We start from the raw sequence: 18,089 nt of genomic DNA, 5'->3' as shown, positions 1-18,089 counted from the left end.
CTGCATGGAGGAGACGCACGTCGCGCGGGCCGTCGCGACGTGCATCTCCTCCATCGAAATGCGCAAGGGGACGCCGGGACGGCTCAGGCCGCCTTCTGCGTCTGCTGGGATTCCATCCACTCGGCCAGGTCCGCGGCGGTGCCCTTCTTCTCCATCGGCGGGACGATGGCCGTGCGCCGCGACACCTCCAGCTCCCAACTGGCGTTGAAGTAGGGGCCCACCTTGATTTCAGGCGCCAGGGCGATGCCCTTCTGCGTGTACGGCGTCGCCTTGAGGCTCACGTCCGCGTCCTTGCCCGCGGCCTTCAGCGAGCCCGGCACGTCGCCGGTGAGCAGACGGCCCAGGGCGCCGCTCTCCTGGAGCTTGCGCGAGTTGCCCTCGATGCTGACCTCCACCGCCACGCCCGCGCCGTTGCCCTGGTACGTGCCGGAGCCTTCCATCGACAGCGTGACCTTGCTCTTCTTGCCGGCCCCCATCTCCTCCTTCGCGGCGCCGAGCGTGCCCTTCGGATCCTCCAGGAGCTTGTCCACCGTCACGCCGGAGGGGATGGGATAGCGCGTCTCCATCTCCACCTTGCCGTTGACCTTGCCGCTGCCGCCCAGCGACACGCCGCCCTCGAAGGGCAGCTTCATGTTGTCCGGCCCCGTGAGCGTGCCCTTCGGACCCAGGCCCTTGCTCAGGCCGCCGCTGAGCTCCACCTGCATGTTCTCCTTCAGCACGAGCTCGGAGGGCTTTCCGTCCTTGTATTCGATGCGCAGCGACTTCTCCGCGCGGCCCTTGATGCCCCCGCTCACGGAGTCCGCCAGCGTCCCCTTGAGATCCAACTCCACGGCCACCTGCGCGACGCTGGCGCCACGCACCTCCAGGGCGGACATCTTGCTCTGGAGCCAGTCGAGCTCCTCGGCGGAGGGCTGCGGCCTGGGCGTGCCGGCGATGTTGCACTCCGCACCGGACTGCATGCGCCCCAGGATGTCCTGCGCCTTGGCCACGTCCTGCGGTGTGTCGAGCTTGTATTCGACCTTGCCTCCGCCACCACCCAGGGCCTTGAGGTCCAGCGCCTTGACCTTGCCGGGGCCAATCCCTCCCAGCACCTCCGCGTCCATGCTCAAGGTGTAGACAGGCTTCTTTTCCTTCACGCCCGTGTTCGGGTCTGTCTTTTCTTCCGCGTCGCAGCTGACCTCGTACTGCGCCTTCGTGTTCAGCCGGCCCATCTTGAAGCCACCGTCGAAGCCACCGGAGAGCGAGTACTTGTCGCCCGGCTTCATGGATTCGATCTGCTTCTGCGCGTCGAGCACCTCGGGCTTCGCGTTGCTCAGCGCCTTCAGCGTCCCGTCCACCTTGGACTCCAGCCAGGCGTAGCCGGGCAGGTTCTGGCGCGCGGACTCCTGCAACTGCTCCAGGACCCCCGGCGGCTCCGCGGAGGCCCCCACGCCCCCCGACGCCTGCAACCCGGGCAGGGCGGCCCCCTCAACGCCGCCCGCCACTCCCAGGCCCCCGTGCGCAGCCTCCACCCCACCCGCGACACCGCCACCGGCAAGGGGCCCCCCCGGTCCCCCTGCCTCGAACACATCCGCCGCGCGCCCGATGGCGGGCTGCTGCGCCGGACGGTTCGCGGGTCCCTGCGTCGGCGGCTCGGGCGGCCGACGCGGGGCGACCGGAACCATCGAAGGCTGCATGCGCGAGAGGAAGGTCATGGCCAGGCTCCTGGGCAGGGTGGAAGCTGCCTCACCCTTCCAGGACATCCGGGCCGGAATTCTTTTGCATTCCTGGCCGCATCTTCCGAAACCCCGGGACGTTTCCGGCCCGGGGCCCGGGTGCTACTTGCCCAGGAGTCCGCCGAGCATTCCGCCCAGCCCGCCCCCGCCCTGGGAGCCGCCCCCGCCCGCGAGCATGGGGGCCACGGCGAGGATCTTCCCCACGAGGCCCGGGTCCAGCCGGGACTTGAGGAAGTCGAGGAGGAGGGGGGCGACCAGGGTGGCCTTGCCCGCGTCCAGGTTGAAGCGCTGGAGGATGGCGACCACGCCGGCCACCTCGCCCGCGTGGGCCGCCGCGCCGCCCAGGGCGCCCATCAGGCCGCCGCCTCCGCCACCGCCCATGAGACCGCCCAGGGCGCCCATCAGGCCCCCGCCGTCGGCCGCGGGGGCCTGGGCCTCCGCCTTCTGCTGCCAGCCCTGCATCTCCGGGATGGCCTGGTCCATCTGCTTCGCCGCGTCCGGGCCGACCTTCTCCTGCACCGTGCCCTGCACCATCTTCAGGAGGGAGCCCGCGAGCCCCTGTGCCTGCGTGCCATCCACTCCAAGCTGCTGCGAGAGCTGTCCGATGAGGTCCATGCCGCGCTCCTTCGTGTCCGCGTGAGAGGCGGAGGTTGTAGCGGGCCGGAAGGGAAAGCTCGCGGGAATCCGTGAGGGGCGGTCGCGCGAGCGTTGGTCCGCGGACGGGCCCCAGGCCCTGCGTCCGGGCCGCTACAGTCGGGTGAAGGACCAGCTCACCGCGTGGCCGTTGGCGTAGGGCATGACGCCGTGGAAGGGGCGGGGGTCCGCGTCGAACACGAGCGGCAGGAAGTGCCGGTCCCCGTCCCAAAGCGACAGGGACAGGATGGACGACACCGGGACCCAGGACAGGGAGCCCTCGGGGTTCTTCTCCAGGGGCGTGCCCTCGAAGGCGTCGATGCGGAAGATGAAGCCCAGCCAGTCCTCGCCGTGCTTGCCGAAGCCGGGCCAGGACAGGGTGCCCCGGAGCACCATGCGCGTGCACTCGATGCCGGCCTCCTCACGGATCTCCCGGCGCATGCACGCGGCCATGTCCTCATCCCGGTCCAGCTTGCCGCCCAGCCCGTTGTACTTGCCGTAGTGGGCGTCCTCCGGCCGTGCGTTCCGGTGGATGAGCAGGACCTGCTGCCCGTCCGGCGACAGCACGTAGCCCAGCGTGGCGACGATGGGGGTGTAGGGCATGAGCGCGTCTCCTGGAGGAGGGGAAGGGACGCGCGGACATACCGCGACCGTGCCTGCCCGCAAGGTGGGAAAGCGGTCGTACGGACCGTCGGAGTGGGAAACACAATCGGTAACGCGAGGGACATTTTCGCGGCACATGCGCGGCGCACCATCTCGTCCTGTCAGCCCGGAAGCCCCGGGCCTCGGCGACACGGGCCTTCGTGGGGGGCAAACCCCTCCCAGTCGGCCCCCCACGGTGTCCACGTGCCGCCAGGCCCCGGCTTCCGGGTGCGGTCATCCCGCGCACCCCGCGCGAAACCATGGAGGAGCGTCACCATGAAGCGCCACCTGTTCATGTTGGGCCTGCTGCTGTCCGTTCCCGCCTTCGCCGAAGCCACCACCTCCACCACCCAGTCCGCGCCCCGGCCGCCCCACGAGCGCAAGTCCCAGGTCCAGATGCTGCTCGAGCACCGTCAGGACCTGGCCCTCACCGACACCCAGGCCGCGGGTCTGGAGCGGATCCAGTCGGCGCTGGACACGAAGAACGCGCCCCTGAAGCAGTCCCTCGAAGCGCTGAGGCCGCCCCGGCCACCCGGAGACGGGATGCGCCCCCAGGGCCCGCCGTCGGGAAGCGGCACGGACGACGCCACGCGCCGTGCGAACCGGGAGCAGGCCCAGGGCCTCTTCGACCAGCTGCGCACGAACGACACCCAGGCCTACCAGGAGGCCGAACAGCTCCTGAGCGATGCCCAGAAGACCCATGCCCGGACGCTCATCCAGGCGGAGATGGCGGCCCACCGGCCAGGGCATGGAGGCCGGGGCGGTCCTCCCCCTGGGGAGTAGCCCAGGAAGCGCGTGGCCTGACCTCCCGTCCGCCCGGAGGACCGGAAACCCGCCTGTTGGAACGTCGTTTCCTGAAAGTCACGAACTCCCCGTCAGGATGTCAGAGGGTCTGCGTATGTTTCCGGGAACATGGGGGCGCAGATGCAGACGATGTTGGTGTTCGTACCGGTGGTCCTGTTGGTGGGGGCCGTGTTGATGATTCCCCGCTCCCGTCGCCGCGTGCGGCGGTGGAAGGTGCGGGCCGGGTAGGGTGGATCCGGGGTCCGGATCCGACCCCCGAAAAGGGGGTGGAACGGAATGATCAGGGGGACGAAAACGTATGCTTGACTGAGGCGTACGGGCTCGGTACAAGCGGCCTCACTGAAGCAACGGCGGGCCGCCAAGGGCGGATAGCTCAGCGGTAGAGCGGCGCCTTTACAAGGCGATGGTCACAGGTTCAATCCCTGTTCCGCCCAAGAGATTTTGTGGGGAGTTAGTTCAGTTGGTTAGAACGCCGGCCTGTCACGCCGGAGGCCACGGGTTCAAGTCCCGTACTCCTCGTCACTGAAGGGCCCGGAACCGAAAGGTTCCGGGCCTTTCGTCTTTCTGCGCTTCCCCAGCGCGCCCCTCCGACGTGGCGCGTGGGCCCTCACCAATTACCGCGCAGCCGAAGCTCCGCGCACCCACGCAGGCGTGCGTCAGCGCACCCACGCGTAGGCTCCGCGTCCGACGCGCGGGCTCAGCGTGAGAGCCCACCCTCGGATGTTCCTTTGAAGTCTGCGGCCGACAGTCCGTGCCGCTTGAGCAGGTCGTAGAAGTCGCTCCGGTTGCGCCCGGCCATTCGAGCCGCGGCACTGACACTGCCGTTGCTGCGGCGCAGGGCCTCCTCGAGGTAGGCGCGCTCGAACGCATCGCGTGCTTCGCGCAGCGAGGGCAAGGCCGCTGTCCCGCCTGGAACGCCTGGCAGTTGCGCGCTCTCGGCTGGGGGGCGCTCCAGCGCCTGACCGAGGCGAGGCACATGTCGCGGTTGAAGTTCGTCCGTGCCGGCCAGGAGCACCGCGGCCTCCATCTCGTGGATGAGCTCCCGGACGTTGCCAGGCCAGCCATAGCGCTGCAGGAGCTCCACCGTCGCAGGCGCAAGGCGCGGCGGGCGCAGGCCATAGCGGTTCGCCGTGCGCTCTAGGAAGAGCTGCGCGAGCAAGGGGATGTCCTCGATCCGCTCGCGCAAGGGTGGCAGCTCGATGGGCACCACGTGCAGCCGGAAGTAGAGGTCCTGACGAAAGCGCTTCGCGGCCACCTCTTCCGCGAGGTCTCGGTTGGTGGCGGCGACCACCCGCACGTCCACGGGCTCTTCCACGTCCGCGCCCACGCGCGTGAGCCGCTGCTCCTGCAGCACGCGCAAGAGCTTCACCTGCACGGACGGGGACGCCTCGCCAATTTCATCCAAGAACAGCGTGCCGCCGTTGGCCGCGCCAAACAGGCCTTCGCGCTCGCGCACGGCCCCGGAGAACGCGCCCTTCACGTGTCCAAACAGCTCGCTCTCCAGCAGCTCTGGCGGAAGGGCGCCGCAGTTGACGGCGACGAAGCGCTTCGCGTTGCGGCGCGAAAGCACGTGGAGCATCCGCGCCGCCAGCTCCTTGCCGGTGCCACTCTCGCCGGTGAGCAGGACGGTGGCGTCGGTGGGGGCAATGCGGGCAATCACCTCGCGCACGCGCGAAGTGGCCTCGCTGATGCCCAGGAGCAGGGGCTCACCGTCTTCACCCATGCGCCGCCGCAGCTCGGCCACCTCCCGGCGCAGCCGCGAGCGCTCGAGCGCGTGCGTGAGCTTCTGCATGAGCTCGTGGTCGTGAAACGGCTTGGTGAGAAAGCCGTAGGCCCCCTCCTGCATTGCCTGCACCGCGGTTTCGATGGAGCCGTGCGCGGTGAGCATGATGACAGACAGCTCGGGAGCACGCTGTCGCGCGGCCCGGAGCACATCCATTCCATCCATGTCCTCCAGGCGCAGGTCGAGCACCATTGCGTCCACGCGCTCCTGCGCGAGCCTGCGCAGGGCGCCTTTGCCCTCGCTCTCCACGGTCACGTGGTAGCCGCGTGAAGTCATCCGGATGGACATGAGCTCCGCGAGCTGGAGGTCATCGTCCACCAGGAGCACATGGGGCTGCTGGACGGAGGGCTCATGTGTCAAGGCGGCTTCCAGGTGACGTAGGGTCTTCAAGGGGAATCCAGAAGGTGAAGGTGGCTCCAGGCCCGGACGTGTCCGCGAGCGACAGCTCGCCTCCGTGCGCGGTGATCATCTCGCGCGCGATGGCAAGGCCCAGGCCCGTGCTGCGGCGCCCGCCCACCTCGAGGCTCGCGAAGGACCGGAAGATCCACTCGCGCGCGTGCACGGGCACGCCTGGGCCCTGGTCCGCGACGGACAGCTGGACCGCGGGCATGGGGCTGGCGGCGCCAGGGCGCTTGCGGCTCACCAGCTCACACGTGATGCGCACCGTCTGGCCCGCGCTGGAGACCGCGATGGCGTTGCTCACCAGGTTGGACAGGGCGCGCTCGACAAGAGGGTCATCCATGGGCGCACGCACGGGCTTCGCGGCTGCGTCGTACACCAGCTGGACCTTGCGCTCATCCGCTTCAAAGACGAGGTCCTGAAGGACGTTCTGGACAATCTGGTCCACCGAGGCCCCGGCATTGCGCTGCAGCGGCTGGCCGGACTGCACGCGTGACAAATCCAACACGGAGGTCACCAGGCGGATCTCACGCTCGCACGCTGCCTGTGCGAGCTTCACCACGCGGGCCTGCTGCTGCGTCAGGGGGCCTGTGCTGCCATCGCCCAGGAGCGAGAGGGCTCCGCGCACGCGGGCCAGCGGCGTGCGCAGGTCGTGCGACACCGAGGCCACGAACGCGCTCTTGAGCTGGTCCAGCTCCGCCAGGCGCCCACGCATGCGGTCCAGATCCAGCGAGAGCGCGCGCAGCTCCTCGGGTCCGCGCAAGGGGGGCAGCGGGCTGAAGTCGCCCTGGCCAATGCGGCGCGCATGCGTGGAGAGCAGCGCCACCGAGTTCGACACCGCGCGCGCCTGGGCGAAGGCGAGCCCTCCCGCGGCGAGGATGCCCAGGAGGCCGAAGAGTCCGCCTGAGCGCAGCGCCGCCGAGGCGATGGAGCGCGCGCGGTCCTCCTTCGCCTGGATGGCCAGGCGCATGTCCCGCGTGCGCTCGGACCACACCGTGGTGAGGGCCTCATCCAGCTGCAGCCGCCGCTCACGCAGGGGAAACGACAGCATCGACTCACAGGTGCCGGCCTGCTCCAATTGCAGGGCGTACCGCACATAGTCCTGGGCGCTCGCGCGGATGCCCGCATCGAGCTGCATCGTGCCGGCGCCGAGCGCGGTCTGGAGCACCTGGCGTGAGCTGGCGACAGCGCGGTGCACGGTGGGCGCGCTGCTGTCGTGCTGCTCGCAGGCCACCACACCGCGCCGCACCGCCAATTCGAGCGCCCAGGCCGCGACGTACACACGCTGCTCTTGCTCGAAGGATGCGAGCTCCTGCTGGCGCAGGCTTGCCACCAGCTCGTGGGTGCGCATGAGGCCCACGGCCATCTGTGAGAACGCCGCCACCAGCAGCGCGGTGACCACCGCGTAGGACAACAGGAGCCGGGAGCGCAGTCGAAGCACCAACATGGCGCGCAATCTAACGCGCTTCCATGCGCGCGCCCCGTCACTTCGCATGGCCGTCTGTCGGCCCCGACAGTGTTGGTCTGAGCCGACAGGGGGTCTGCTGGGATGGACCGACAGCGGGGGCACGCTGCCCTCGGACACGGCCTTGGCACGACATCTGAAAGACGCCGTCGTCCATGCGTTCGACGACCGTTTTCTCCAAGCGACCTTTCTGGACCCAGCGTGCGGGCGAGCTCATCCACGGCTGGCGCGAGATGGTGCACCCAAGCAGCCTGCCAGCCGATGCGGCCGCCGGCTTGAGCGTGGCGTGCGTGGCACTTCCTCTCAATGTCGCGCTCGCGACCGCGGCGGGACTGCCCGCGAGCGTGGGGCTCGTCTCCGGCGTGGTGGCTGGAATCGTGGGCGGGCTGCTCGGTGGCAGCCGCTTCCAGGTCACGGGCCCGGAGGCGGCGCTGCTGCCCCTGGCCGCGGCCATCGTGGCGGCGCATGGGGCCGCGGGCCTAGCCATTGCCACGGTGCTCGCGGGCGCCATGCAGGTGGCGTTGGGGCTCGTGCGCGCCGGGCGGTTCGCGCGGCTCATCCCCCGTCCGGTGGTGATGGGCTTCACGGTGGGCATCGGGCTCTTGCTGCTCAACACGCAGTTGCCGCGGCTGTTCGCGGTGGAGGGCACGCACGCGGATGCCGTGGCGCTCGTGCTGCAGCGCACCTGGGGCGGGCACGTGGGCTGGCTCGGGGTTGCTGCCGGAGCCCTCACGGCGCTGGCCATGTTGACCCTGCCCCGGCTGCACAAGCGCATCCCCGCGGTGCTCGTGGGGCTGACGCTCGGCACCGGGCTCATGGTCTGGCTCGGGGCGGGCTACGACGCGGTGGGCGCCTTGCCGCGCTCGCTGCCCATGCCGACGCTGCCGTCCTTCGAAGGCGTGCACCTCGCGGGACTCCTGCCGGCGGCCTTGGGCCTCGCGCTGCTTGCGTCGCTCGGCTCGCTGCTCGCGACGAGCTCGCTCGATGCGCTCACGGGTGCGCGCACCCACAGTGACCTGGACCAGGACCTGGTCGCGCAAGGGCTGGCCAACGTCGCGGCCGGACTGTGCGGCGGCTTCCCGGTGATGGGCGCCATCGTGCGCGCCAGCGCGTCCATTCAAGCGGGCGCGCGCACCCGCGCCGCCTCCGTCATGCATGCACTGTGGCTCTTCGTGGCCATGGCGCTTCTCGCGCCGCTGGTGGCGCGCATCCCCATTGCCGCACTCACCGCCATCCTGCTCGTCGTGGGGGTGCGGCTGCTCAACCTGGAGGGCCTTGTTGCCATGTGGAATCAGTCCAAGTCGACGTTGAGCGTGGTGCTCGTCACCGCGCTGGGCATTGCGATGTTCAACGTGTTCGCCGGCATCGGTGCCGGGCTCGCGCTGGCGACCCTCCTCTACGTGCGGCGCCACGGCGCCCTGCGGCTGGAGGTGCAGCGGGTGACGGATGCGTCGCAGCTGCAGCGCAACCTGCACGTGCAATCCCCGGAAGCGCCCAACGCCCCCCAGGCGCTGGACCTCCTGGTTGCGCGCGTGGGCGGGCCCATCCTGTTCATCAACCACCTCAAGCTCTACGATCTCGTCGACGGCCCACCCTGGGCGAAGCTCGTGGTCATCGACCTGTCGCGTGTGTCGCTCGTGGACGCCGCCGGTGTGGCGACGCTCAAGTATCTGGCGGAGTTCCTCTCCGTGCGCAGCGCGCACCTGGCCCTGGTGAAGGTGCCGCCCCAGTTGGAGGCCGCGCTCGAGCCGCTTGCGCAACACCTGCTCGAAGCGCGGATGCACGGCTCCCTCGAGGAGGCGCTCTTGGGAGCAGGCCTCGTGCATCCAGCGCCCATGGAGCCCGCGCATGCGCATCGGCAGGAGATGGGCCATGTCCCTGTTGGAGGTGAGGGCTGGAGGGGCGGAGCCGAGGAGGCCCGCTGACGGGGCCGCCCGAGCAGTGAGCCCGGCCGGTGGAGCGGCCGGGCAGCCCCCTTGGGGTACATGCCGGCCCTGGCCACGCTCCCATGGGGTGCGTGGCAGAGGCCAGGCGCTCTTGGCTGTGACGGCTTGAGCCTCGACACCCCGGGGCTCGCGGGGGCTCTCTGGAGGCTACGGGACCGGATAGACGCAGACGGCGAGCGCGCCGCAGCCGAACTCGACCGCGAGCTTGTTGCAGCCCGGCTTGAAGTCCGACCGGTACATGGAGTGGGTCTGGGTCCGGCTGTAGGGCCCATTGACGCCCACGCCGCTGTAGCTGATGGACACGGTGAGGTCGCCGTTGTTCCCGGTGCCAGGAGGGATGAGCGTCGTGACGCTGCACGCGGTCTCCGCGCTCGCCTTCACCGGGATTCCTTCACCGCCAATCTTCACGCTGTTGATCTTCGTCTCCCCGCTGTTGTCGAAGACCACGTAGGCGGTGGCCGAGTTGTCGATGAGCTCGCCGTCCTTCAGCGTGAAGTCGCAGGCCCCGGGCGTCCAGGTGCCCTGCTGGTACTGGCCCAGGAACGTGTTGGTGCCGTTCTGGGGCTTGAAGCGCATGGTGGTGCCCTCGAACACGACCTCGTAGTCGGGCAGGTTGTGGTTCGCATCCCAGCGGATCATCCGCGGGCTGATGAGCCGGCCCTTGTAGAGGCCCGCGGAGGGGGAGCCGGGCAACTCGCACATGTACACCCGGTCCGACGACTGGCCCGCGATGCCGCCATACGCGATGTCGGTCTGATAGCCGAACTCGCTGCCCTAACGGCTCCAGATGCCGGTCACGACCATGTTGTCGCCGCCGGTGTCCGTGTCGTCATCGTCGGCGACGCTGGCGTCACAGGCGCTCAGGGAGGTGGACAGGACGCAGCCGAGGATGAGACGCGCGAGGGAGAGATTCACCGGAGTTCCTTCCGTGAGGGGAGGGTTCGCAGCACACCCCATACCGCTCAGGGCGACAAGGTACTGGCGAACTCCCGCAGGTCCTGCGCCAACGCGTCCGGCACCTCCCACGCGGGGAAGTGGTCGCCGTGCGTGAAGGCCCTCCAGTGGGTCACTTCGAGCGTAGAGGCGGGAGAGAAGCCATGTTGAGGGTGAAGGCTGGAGCGGAGGATCCGAGGAGGGCCGCAGACGGGGGCTGACAACGCCGTCCACGCCGAGGAGGCGGCCGCGCGGTACGCGGAGCCGGCCCGAGCGGTCGCCAGCGCAAAGAAGTCGCTGGCGGCCTTCGTGGGGGCGCGTGAGATCCGCTCCCAGGAGCCGGTCCCGAAGACCTGGCGACGCGCACTCGTCACGGGGGCGTGAGGGTGGGGTGGCTTGTCGTCAGACGGGAACCGTGCTCGGCGAGCACCGCGACATGAGGTCGCGGCGCGCGCCGCCTACCCCTTCAGTTCGCGCGTCAGCCTCGAATCCCACGGGCACCAGTGGCTGCCAGGGAGGAACGCGCCGCCGGCTTCGTCCAGGTGCTCCTCGACGTACATCATGTTGGCGTCGCACACCTCGATGGCCATCGCGAAGAACCGGATGGTCGAGGGGTCGATGTGGAACGAGAACTTCGGATTGTAGGGCGCGGTCCTCTTGATGATGCGCCCGTGGACATGAACCTCGTTCTTCTCCTCTCCGGCGAGAATGCGGCGCGCGTGGGAAATCGTCGACTCGTCAGTCAGCTCAATGACGAATTCGGCCCCAGGCGAGCTGGGCTGGGTGAAGACGAAGCGCGTGGAGGTTGCCATTGCGAGGCTCCTTTTGTGGTGGCCGCCCGGTGTAGATGATTGGGTTTTCTCTGGGAACTGGCTTTGGGGTGGATGGGTGTGTTTGGAACCTGCCAGTGCGATGCGTGGGGGCGCCCCTGCGCGCCGTGAGCGACTCGACGCGGGGCTCGACCCTGCACTGGCCCACAGGTGGGCGATTCGCTACTCCCACTCCGATTCGGTTGTCATCATCGCTCCAGCCTCGGCGCAGCTTGAGGAGACCCCGGGGGATGTCCCGGGAGCCGCTCTTCCAGGGACTCGGTCAGCACGCGGCGCAGGCGCTGCGCATCGTCGTCAACGAGCTGCTTCAGCTCGACCAGGTGCGAGAGCGCCGCGAGCACCGCCTTCTCGTCGACGCCGAAGTCGATGAAGCAGGCCGACTCATCAGCGCCGATCTCCACCATGGGCAGGCAGGAAGTGGGTGTGCCGATGAGCGCGTAGAGGCGGGAGAGAAGCCATGTCGAGGGTGAGGGCTGGAGCGGAGGATCCGAGGAGGGCCGCGGGCGGGGGCCGCCCGAGCAGTGAGCCCAGCCGGTGGAGAGGCCGCTTGAGCCCCCTTGGGGTACACGCCGGTCATGGCCACGCTCCCATGAGGTGCGCGGCAGGGGCCTGGTGCTCTTGGCTGTGGCGGCTTGAGCCTCGACAACCCCTCGGCCCGCGGGGGCACTCGCGTCGGGGCCAGGCGGGCCCCCCCCTCCTGGCGGGAAAGACTGTTCCCAGGAAGGAACCACCCCCGTCAAGGCTGGATGAGCATCGTGACGCTGCACGCGGTCTCCGCGCTCGCCTTCACTGGGATTTCCTCACCGCCAATATGCGCAGGAGCGCAGAAGGGTGGAAGGTCGCCATCCACGCCTTTGCCCAGGGCGTGTCGAAGGCCCGCCTGACCGGATGAAGGGCCTGCCCACCCGGTCCTCCTGGTCTTCCGGTTGCTCATCCACGACCATCAGCCGTGCCCCCGGCTGGTGTCGGTCGGACTGCTGGCGGGCTGTGGCGGCGCGGAAGAGATGGGCGAGGCGGCCAGCCGGACGAGCAGGGGCAGGTCAAGCACGGGGAGACACGCTGGGAGTGCGTCAATAGCCGTGACAAGGTGTATTGCCCGTGCCTCTACGCCCCCAGACGGGCCCGAAGCCTGCTCCAAAGTCCGTCTGTGGCAGTTGCCAGGCGTTCTGCCTCTCCCAGTGCCCTCCGTGAGCTGAGGACGACTGGGATTGCATCGGCGCGCTCGGCCGAGAAGAGGTCGAGCGCAGGGGGCAGATACTTCTCTGGGCAAGGGGCCATCAGAGGGTATGAGGAATGCCCATGAGCAATGAGCGCACGCCTGCCGAGCCCGAAGTCATGGAACCTACGTTCTGGCGGAAGAACGGCTGGACGGCCAGGGTCATCAAGAACGAGGAGGACGACGGCTGGGCCGTGGAAATTCACAAGCAGGGGCTTTCCGAGCCCGCCCTCATCAGTCCGTGGGTGATGGGCCGCGATAAGAAGAATCCCAAGCCCTTCGATGCGACGGCATTCGCGACCTTCGTGAAAACGGCCTCGGAGGTCCTGGACCGTTCCGCGCGACAGCGCGACCAGGCCATGACCAAGAAGCTCTCCATCGCCTGGGAGGGCCGCTGGTACGAGGTTCGGCTCGAGATCGTGGCCGATGAGTATGAGCCCCACGCGCTGCTCTCGGCCATCGACGACGCGGGCGCGACCGTCGCGAAGCATCGCGTGCCGGTGAACTTCAAGTTCACCCGAGACGTCGCCAACGAGTGGGTGCGCGGCGGCTTCCGCGAGCCCTGAGCGGGTTCTCCTCTGGCGCTCAAAAGCATCCCGCGCTCGGGGGGGCTTGTGTGGGCTTCCAGGTCCCAGCAGATTCAGCAGCCAGAACTGGGGCCTGTGGCCTGACATGCTCGCAGCCACGCCGGCCCTGGCCACGCTCCCATGAGGTGCGCGGCAGGGGCTTGGCGCTCTTGGCTGTGGCGGCTTGAGCCTCAACACCACGCGGCCTGCGGGGGCGCTCGCGTCGGGGCCAGACGCGCACCTGCCGTGGGCAATCCCAGGTGCTCCAGAATCGCGTGCACCCCTCTCGCTTCCTTGCTGATTGGCCGCGCGGGGCCCTCCTCCCAGGCCGCGGAAGTCACAGGGAGGGCCAGGGTAGGCTCCAACGATGGCCATGCCCCCCGACCAATACGCTCGCGCCGCGGTGGACGCGGCGCTGCACGTTCAAGTCGAGATTGAGCGCGTCGAGCTGCCGCCTGGAACATCGGGCGAAGCGGTGGTGATGGGACGGGTGGCGCGCGTGTTCCGAGGCCCTCCAGAGATGCTCTCCTCGCGCATCTCTTTCGAGGTGAGCTGCCTCCGCGAAGACGACGACTCCCCGCCGGGCGGCACGCTCTGGAAACGCGTGGAGGACCTGGAGCAGGCGAAGGTGATGGAGACCTACCTCGACCGGGACGGCCAGGGGCGCTTCCATGTCCCCCGGTGGCAATCCTTCATCATCGACGAGGTGACGGACACGCCGTTGTTCCTCGTCACCGAGGAGGAGGCCCGCAGGCTGGAGGACGCGTTCGGGCCTCCTCGGACGCGAGCGCGCCGACTCCTCTACGCGATGAACACGGTCCTGCTTGTCCATGGGCCGGTGTTCCTCCTGGGTCTCGGGGGGTTGGCCGCGATCATCTACTTTGTCTGGACGCTGGTGGAGTGGCAGCGCACGCCGTGACCCAGGCCGTCGGGGCGCAGCAAGATTGTGACGGTTCGGAGCCTCTGCATACGCTGCCGGCCATGCAAATCGCATTCACTTTGGAGGACATCGACCGGGCCCACGAAGGGGTGACCCAGGAAACGGTTCGGAAGTACCTGGCAGACCTGCACGGGCTGGGCGTTTTCACATACACGACGTATATTTCGGACGGGCACTCCGAGTACTTCGATATCAGGGGCAACAAGCTCTCATCCGCGCCCGTTCATGAAGCGTATGCGGTTTCGGACGGGGCAGATCGAGAAGCCATGCGGCGAGCCCTCGACGCGCATGGCCGAAGGGAGATGGACTACTTCACGTTCGTCAGGCAATTGGCTGCCGCAGGGGTGTGTACCTGGGTCATGAACCCGGTTGGAATGACTTGTTCGTACCATTCCAAATCTGGCGAGCTGCTGCGCTCCACGCGAAGGTCGGGCCGGTCGATGCCCAAGCCTCTCTCGAGGTCCTTCCGAACGCGACCCGCGAGAGGGTCGTCCTGAACTTCCAGCCTCCCGGGCCGCCGACGGTGGTGGGCTGGGCGGTGGCCGACGACTCGGCCTTCGACGCGACCCGAGGTTGGGGATGGCAGGACGCGGCCGGTCTCCAGACCCGAGGCGACCGCAGCGGCGCCCGCGATCCACGCCTCGCCAGCTTCGTGGTGACGACCGGAGGGAAATTCCGGCTCCAGGTTCCCGATGGCCGCTATCACGTTGCGGCGTCCGTGGGAGACAATGCGTTCGGCTCGGGCCTCGCGAGCGTGGAGTTCGCGGGCGCGGGCATCGTCTACGGTGTCGGCAAGGGCAACACGGCCCCTGTTGTCGCGGCGTGCGCTTCCCATTCCTCCTGCGCTGCGCTCCTGCTTCTACGGAGGACCCGCGGTGTTCGCTCAGGCTGTGACGCAGGCCGTCCGGCGGCTGCGCACTCGCGAACTCGACCGATGCATCATCGGCGGCATCGACACCTGTGTGCATGGCACTCCCCTGGCGGATGTCCATGCGCTGGGGTTGCTGCGCACGGAGCAGAAGCCTTCCGGGTTCTTCCCGGGAGAGGCAGCCGGATTCGTTCTGCTGGAGCGGGCGGATGCCGCGCGGGCGCGCGGTGCGCGGGCCGAGGCACTGCTGAGCGCCTCGGCGATGGCGGAGGAATCCTTCAACCGCTTTTCGGGGGGGCCCCCCCAGGGCGTCGCCCTGACGGCCGTCACCGAGGCCTGTCTCCGGGAGACCCAGGCGCGTCCGGGGCTTGTCATCGTCAACCTCAATGGTGACGAGTTCCGGGCCCGCGACTTCGGCACAGCGCTGGTGCGTCTGCGAGGAGCGGTGCTGACCGACGACTTCCGGCAGTGGTTTCCCCCCGTGTCGTTCGGGGAGACGGGCGCGGCCACAGGGGCAGCCGCCGTGTGCCTGGCTGTGCGAGGCTTCAGGCGGGACTACGCGGGCAGCCGTGCGGCCCTGGTGCTGCTCCTGGGAGACGACGAGGCGCGGGGCGCGGTGCTCGTCGAGGACCTGCTCTCATCACCCACTCAAACGAGGTAGAGCCATGGACCTGGGCGAAGCACTGCAGCGAGCAACGGCTCACTATTCCGAAGCGGCCACCAAGGGGCGCGAGGCCCAGGTCCTGGCGGAGCAGGCCCGCGAAAAGGCCGCCCAGGCCCAGCCAGACCTGGACAAGGCCCAGAAAAACCTCGCCAAAGCCGAGCAGGAGAAGAAAAGCCTGACCCAGGCCCGCAAGGAGCTCCGCGAGGCTGAGAAGCCCGGGAAGGCCGCCGAGAATGCCCAGAAGAAGGCGAACAAGGCGGAGAAGGACGCGCACATGGCGCAGCTCACGACCCTGGAGAGCCACCAGCCGGGGGAGGACAAGGGCTGCGTCACCCGCTGTGTCCGGGAGCAACGAGGTCCCGCGACGGGATGGAGACCCGGGCGGGCCATCTTCGATGGTCACGACCACAAGGAAAACGCCATCCGGTACCACGTCGCCAACGAGGCGTATTGGTACAACCTGCGCTTCCATCTGGAAGGCAGCAGGGAACGCAAGCGACTGTTGGCCGCGACCTCCTGGAAGTACAATTCCGACGACGACAGGCCCGCCAGTGAAACGGAAGCAGAAGGGAAGAAGCGGGTGGAGACGGGCAGGAAACGGCAGCTCAAGATGCGCCTGGCCTCGCGCGAGGATCGCAACAACCCCCTTGTCACCGCCGGGGCCTGGGACATGGGGTTGTCAGGCGAGAACTTCTGGTCAGACGGCAACAAGCCCTGGCACCATGAGGCTCACCACATCATCCCGACCAACGCCCTCGCCGAGGCGTTTGGGGTGGACATGGCGCTGTTGCAACAGCTCACATACAACATCAACAGGGGCATCAACATCATCATCCTGCCCACGCAGCACAAGATGGGCACGGTCTTCCTGCTGCCTGCCCACGTCAACAGCCATCCAGGCTACAGCAACACCCTCGAAGCCCGTATCCGCGCGGTGCGCAATGATGTTGGCGAGCAACAGGAGAAGCAGGAAGGGCACCCCGAACTGTCCGAGGCCGAGAGCAAGCCCTGGAAGGCGCGGCTGGAGAACATCTCCAAGTCGCTGCGCAAGCAGCTGCGCAAGACAGGCCTTCGCGAGGGGCTGTCCGGCAACGACGTGACGCTGGACCAAGTCTTCGCAGCGGCAGCCTCCGCCTAGGTGGAGCCCCGACGCGCCCCTTTTTTCCTCTTCTGGTACACCTCATGGCCCACGACTACTTCCTCCTCATTCCGGACCGTACGGACGAGAACTGCCTGGTCAACACGCTGCCCGGCGAGCTGAACAAGACCTCCTGGCCCGCGGCCAAGGGGGTGCCCATGGCGGACAAGTATCCCTCGGGCGTCCGGCTGGAAATGGCCGCGCGCCACCTTGGGCTCGTCGTCCCGGACTTCGTTCCCAACACCCTGCTGCTGTACCTTGTCTCCGGGCGGATGAAGACCCTGTTGGAGCAGGAAGCCGGGGTGGAGATCGAGTTCCTGCCTTTCGCGCTCCACGACCACAAGGGCCGCGCCGTCGCTCCGGACTGCTCCATCGCCAACGTCATTGGCAGCCAGGACTGCGCCGACCTGAAGAAGACCCGCGGGGAGAAAACCGTGGGTGCACCCGGGAAGTTCGAGGTCATCACCCAGCTCCAACTGGACCCGGTGAAAGTGTCCACGGAGCTGAAGCTCTTCCGCCTGGGGGCGATGCCACGCTTTCTCATCATCCGCGATGATTTGCGTGCCACCTTCGAGCAGAACGGCGTCACCGGGGTCCGTTATGTGGCCATGGGCGAGCGGGGCTACTTCGTCTGACCGCCGAGGCGCGCGCCATGGACCTGGAAACAATTCAAGACAACGCCTGGTTCGCCCTGGGCAACGCCCTGAAAAGCATCTCCGAAAAGACAGACGCGGAGCGCACCGGGAGGGCCCATGGCGTCGCCGCCTTCATGTACCACCGGCTGGCGTTGTGCGAGCTGCTGGCCGAGGCCCGCACGGACCGCTTCCAGGTGCTGCTCTGCAAGTCCGCGCTCGCACGAGTCTCCATGCTGCGCCTGGCCACGAGCAGGCGCTTCGAGCCCATCCTCCTCTGCGGAAGCAGGAACTTCTCCTTCGTGGACGCGGTCGCGGCCGGGCAGCTCGACGTGGCGGCGGAGTTGGCGCGGCTGTCTCCGGACCGCCACGAGCCCCGCTGCGAGTACGAGGATGACTTCCTCCTGCACCGATTCATGCAGAAGCGTTTGCTGCACCTGCACCTGCACATGGCGGAGGACCACGACTTCCAGGCGATGCTGGAGCGCTGGGCCCACGTGGTGGAGGGCGAGCACGCCCCGTACCTCGACGTGTGCCGGGCGCTGTTGCTCCGCGACGCCGAAACCTTCCACACCGCACTGCTCGCGTCGGGCGAGGAGCGTGCCCGCCTCTTCCGCAAGAAGGACGCCTACCCCGAGGACGCGCGCCGCACCGACGGGGCCGTGTTCATGAACGGGTTGGCCCTGCTGCGGCTGGCGGAGCTGAGCGGAATGCCCACGCAGCGCGAGTACCCCAACATCCCAGACATGGCGCGTCTGCCTGTCGGCACGCTGCCACTGCCACTCGACATCTGGATGCGTCCGGACGCGGGGCTTCCCACGTAAGGGCCCGCATCGTTCGCTCCACGGAAGGATAGGGGGGGCGCCCCGCTGACTCGCGGATGGGCGTGACTCGCGAATCCAAGACGAAGACCCA

18 protein-coding genes and 2 tRNA genes are annotated in these 18,089 nt (G+C 68.4%); 11 read left to right on the top strand and 9 right to left on the bottom strand.

Going from position 1 to position 18,089, the window contains the following annotated elements; translation table 11 throughout:
* Window positions 1-83: 83 nt before the first annotated feature.
* The 3 genes from OV208_RS33195 to OV208_RS33185 form a co-directional block, all read right to left on the bottom strand.
* Window positions 84-1,694, bottom strand: coding sequence for a hypothetical protein (locus OV208_RS33195; protein WP_267577931.1), 1,611 nt, complete (start codon window positions 1,692-1,694; stop codon window positions 84-86).
* A gap of 123 nt (window positions 1,695-1,817) precedes the next feature.
* Window positions 1,818-2,399 carry a DUF2780 domain-containing protein gene (locus OV208_RS33190; protein WP_267578060.1) on the bottom strand — a complete coding sequence of 194 codons (582 nt, stop codon included), beginning with the start codon at window positions 2,397-2,399 and terminating at the stop codon, window positions 1,818-1,820.
* A gap of 63 nt (window positions 2,400-2,462) precedes the next feature.
* Window positions 2,463-2,951, bottom strand: a complete 489-nt coding sequence (locus tag OV208_RS33185; protein ID WP_267577930.1) for an NUDIX hydrolase — start codon at window positions 2,949-2,951, stop codon at window positions 2,463-2,465.
* A gap of 315 nt (window positions 2,952-3,266) precedes the next feature.
* Here OV208_RS33185 and OV208_RS33180 point away from each other — a divergent pair, with 315 nt between their 5' ends.
* The 3 genes from OV208_RS33180 to OV208_RS33170 all read left to right on the top strand — a co-directional run bounded on the left by OV208_RS33180 (window position 3,267) and on the right by OV208_RS33170 (window position 4,313).
* Window positions 3,267-3,773 (top strand): Spy/CpxP family protein refolding chaperone, encoded by a 507-nt coding sequence (locus OV208_RS33180; protein ID WP_267577929.1) that lies wholly within the window; start codon window positions 3,267-3,269, stop codon window positions 3,771-3,773.
* A 383-nt stretch (window positions 3,774-4,156) separates the two neighbouring features.
* Window positions 4,157-4,228, top strand: a tRNA-Val gene (locus OV208_RS33175).
* 11 nt (window positions 4,229-4,239) lie between these two features.
* Window positions 4,240-4,313: transfer RNA gene (locus tag OV208_RS33170), tRNA-Asp, on the top strand.
* Window positions 4,314-4,491: 178 nt separating this feature from the next.
* On the opposite strand, the gene OV208_RS33165 is transcribed toward OV208_RS33170, so the two are convergent.
* Together OV208_RS33165 and OV208_RS33160 are read right to left on the bottom strand one after the other, a co-directional pair.
* The gene (locus OV208_RS33165; RefSeq protein WP_267577928.1) at window positions 4,492-5,937 is read right to left on the bottom strand and encodes a sigma-54-dependent transcriptional regulator; all 1,446 of its coding nucleotides are present in this window, start codon (window positions 5,935-5,937) and stop codon (window positions 4,492-4,494) included.
* A complete protein-coding gene (locus OV208_RS33160; RefSeq protein ID WP_267577927.1) occupies window positions 5,927-7,423 on the bottom strand; it encodes a HAMP domain-containing sensor histidine kinase in 1,497 nt (498 codons plus the stop codon). The genes OV208_RS33165 and OV208_RS33160 overlap by 11 nt, the downstream gene beginning before the upstream one ends.
* 173 nt (window positions 7,424-7,596) lie before the next feature.
* Between OV208_RS33160 and OV208_RS33155 the strand changes: the two genes are divergently transcribed.
* A complete protein-coding gene (locus OV208_RS33155; RefSeq protein ID WP_324291435.1) occupies window positions 7,597-9,366 on the top strand; it encodes a SulP family inorganic anion transporter in 1,770 nt (589 codons plus the stop codon).
* A 168-nt stretch (window positions 9,367-9,534) separates the two neighbouring features.
* Here OV208_RS33155 and OV208_RS33150 read toward each other — a convergent pair whose 3' ends face one another.
* The 4 genes from OV208_RS33150 to OV208_RS33135 all read right to left on the bottom strand — a co-directional run bounded on the left by OV208_RS33150 (window position 9,535) and on the right by OV208_RS33135 (window position 11,554).
* On the bottom strand, window positions 9,535-10,089 hold the full coding sequence (locus tag OV208_RS33150) for a hypothetical protein (protein ID WP_267577926.1): 555 nt from the start codon (window positions 10,087-10,089) through the stop codon (window positions 9,535-9,537).
* A gap of 72 nt (window positions 10,090-10,161) precedes the next feature.
* A complete protein-coding gene (locus OV208_RS33145; protein WP_267577925.1) occupies window positions 10,162-10,302 on the bottom strand; it encodes a hypothetical protein in 141 nt (46 codons plus the stop codon).
* A 476-nt stretch (window positions 10,303-10,778) separates the two neighbouring features.
* Complete coding sequence (locus OV208_RS33140; protein ID WP_267577924.1) at window positions 10,779-11,132, bottom strand: calmodulin; 354 nt, start codon at window positions 11,130-11,132, stop codon at window positions 10,779-10,781.
* A 206-nt stretch (window positions 11,133-11,338) separates the two neighbouring features.
* The gene (locus OV208_RS33135) at window positions 11,339-11,554 is read right to left on the bottom strand and encodes a hypothetical protein (protein ID WP_267577923.1); all 216 of its coding nucleotides are present in this window, start codon (window positions 11,552-11,554) and stop codon (window positions 11,339-11,341) included.
* Window positions 11,555-12,449: 895 nt separating this feature from the next.
* On the opposite strand from OV208_RS33135, the gene OV208_RS33130 reads away from it, so the two are divergent.
* The 7 genes from OV208_RS33130 to OV208_RS33105 all read left to right on the top strand — a co-directional run bounded on the left by OV208_RS33130 (window position 12,450) and on the right by OV208_RS33105 (window position 17,998).
* Entirely contained in the window at window positions 12,450-12,932 is a 483-nt protein-coding gene (locus OV208_RS33130) for a hypothetical protein (RefSeq protein ID WP_267577922.1), read from the top strand.
* Between the two features lie 373 nt (window positions 12,933-13,305).
* Entirely contained in the window at window positions 13,306-13,851 is a 546-nt protein-coding gene (locus OV208_RS33125) for a hypothetical protein (protein ID WP_267577921.1), read from the top strand.
* 62 nt (window positions 13,852-13,913) lie between these two features.
* Complete coding sequence (locus OV208_RS41435) at window positions 13,914-14,369, top strand: DUF1398 family protein (protein WP_420715074.1); 456 nt, start codon at window positions 13,914-13,916, stop codon at window positions 14,367-14,369.
* Between the two features lie 378 nt (window positions 14,370-14,747).
* Window positions 14,748-15,401, top strand: a complete 654-nt coding sequence (locus OV208_RS33120; protein ID WP_267577920.1) for a beta-ketoacyl synthase N-terminal-like domain-containing protein — start codon at window positions 14,748-14,750, stop codon at window positions 15,399-15,401.
* A gap of 4 nt (window positions 15,402-15,405) precedes the next feature.
* Entirely contained in the window at window positions 15,406-16,542 is a 1,137-nt protein-coding gene (locus OV208_RS33115) for an AHH domain-containing protein (protein ID WP_267577919.1), read from the top strand.
* Window positions 16,543-16,586: 44 nt separating this feature from the next.
* Entirely contained in the window at window positions 16,587-17,177 is a 591-nt protein-coding gene (locus tag OV208_RS33110) for an imm11 family protein (protein ID WP_267577918.1), read from the top strand.
* Window positions 17,178-17,194: 17 nt separating this feature from the next.
* The gene (locus OV208_RS33105) at window positions 17,195-17,998 is read left to right on the top strand and encodes an Imm49 family immunity protein (protein ID WP_267577917.1); all 804 of its coding nucleotides are present in this window, start codon (window positions 17,195-17,197) and stop codon (window positions 17,996-17,998) included.
* Window positions 17,999-18,089 lie beyond the last annotated feature (91 nt).

The sequence above is a fragment of the Corallococcus sp. bb12-1 genome, assembly GCF_026626765.1.
Taxonomy (GTDB): Bacteria; Myxococcota; Myxococcia; order Myxococcales; family Myxococcaceae; genus Corallococcus; species Corallococcus terminator.
Note: the sequence above shows the minus strand (reverse complement) of the source record. Positions and strands in the feature narration are given on the sequence as shown.

Bases quoted from the DNA above. Each gene is read 5' to 3' on its own strand.
- OV208_RS33195 (WP_267577931.1), bottom strand. From the start codon at position 1,694: ATGACCTTCCTCTCGCGCATGCAGCCTTCGATGGTTCCGGTCGCCCCG.
- OV208_RS33185 (WP_267577930.1), bottom strand. From the start codon at position 2,951: ATGCCCTACACCCCCATCGTCGCCACGCTGGGCTACGTGCTGTCGCCG.
- OV208_RS33180 (WP_267577929.1), top strand. From the start codon at position 3,267: ATGAAGCGCCACCTGTTCATGTTGGGCCTGCTGCTGTCCGTTCCCGCC.
- OV208_RS33160 (WP_267577927.1), bottom strand. From the start codon at position 7,423: ATGTTGGTGCTTCGACTGCGCTCCCGGCTCCTGTTGTCCTACGCGGTG.
- OV208_RS33155 (WP_324291435.1), top strand. From the start codon at position 7,597: ATGCGTTCGACGACCGTTTTCTCCAAGCGACCTTTCTGGACCCAGCGT.
- OV208_RS33150 (WP_267577926.1), bottom strand. From the start codon at position 10,089: ATGTGCGAGTTGCCCGGCTCCCCCTCCGCGGGCCTCTACAAGGGCCGG.
- OV208_RS33140 (WP_267577924.1), bottom strand. From the start codon at position 11,132: ATGGCAACCTCCACGCGCTTCGTCTTCACCCAGCCCAGCTCGCCTGGG.
- OV208_RS33135 (WP_267577923.1), bottom strand. From the start codon at position 11,554: ATGGTGGAGATCGGCGCTGATGAGTCGGCCTGCTTCATCGACTTCGGC.
- OV208_RS33130 (WP_267577922.1), top strand. From the start codon at position 12,450: ATGAGCAATGAGCGCACGCCTGCCGAGCCCGAAGTCATGGAACCTACG.
- OV208_RS33125 (WP_267577921.1), top strand. From the start codon at position 13,306: ATGCCCCCCGACCAATACGCTCGCGCCGCGGTGGACGCGGCGCTGCAC.
- OV208_RS41435 (WP_420715074.1), top strand. From the start codon at position 13,914: ATGCAAATCGCATTCACTTTGGAGGACATCGACCGGGCCCACGAAGGG.
- OV208_RS33115 (WP_267577919.1), top strand. From the start codon at position 15,406: ATGGACCTGGGCGAAGCACTGCAGCGAGCAACGGCTCACTATTCCGAA.
- OV208_RS33110 (WP_267577918.1), top strand. From the start codon at position 16,587: ATGGCCCACGACTACTTCCTCCTCATTCCGGACCGTACGGACGAGAAC.
- OV208_RS33105 (WP_267577917.1), top strand. From the start codon at position 17,195: ATGGACCTGGAAACAATTCAAGACAACGCCTGGTTCGCCCTGGGCAAC.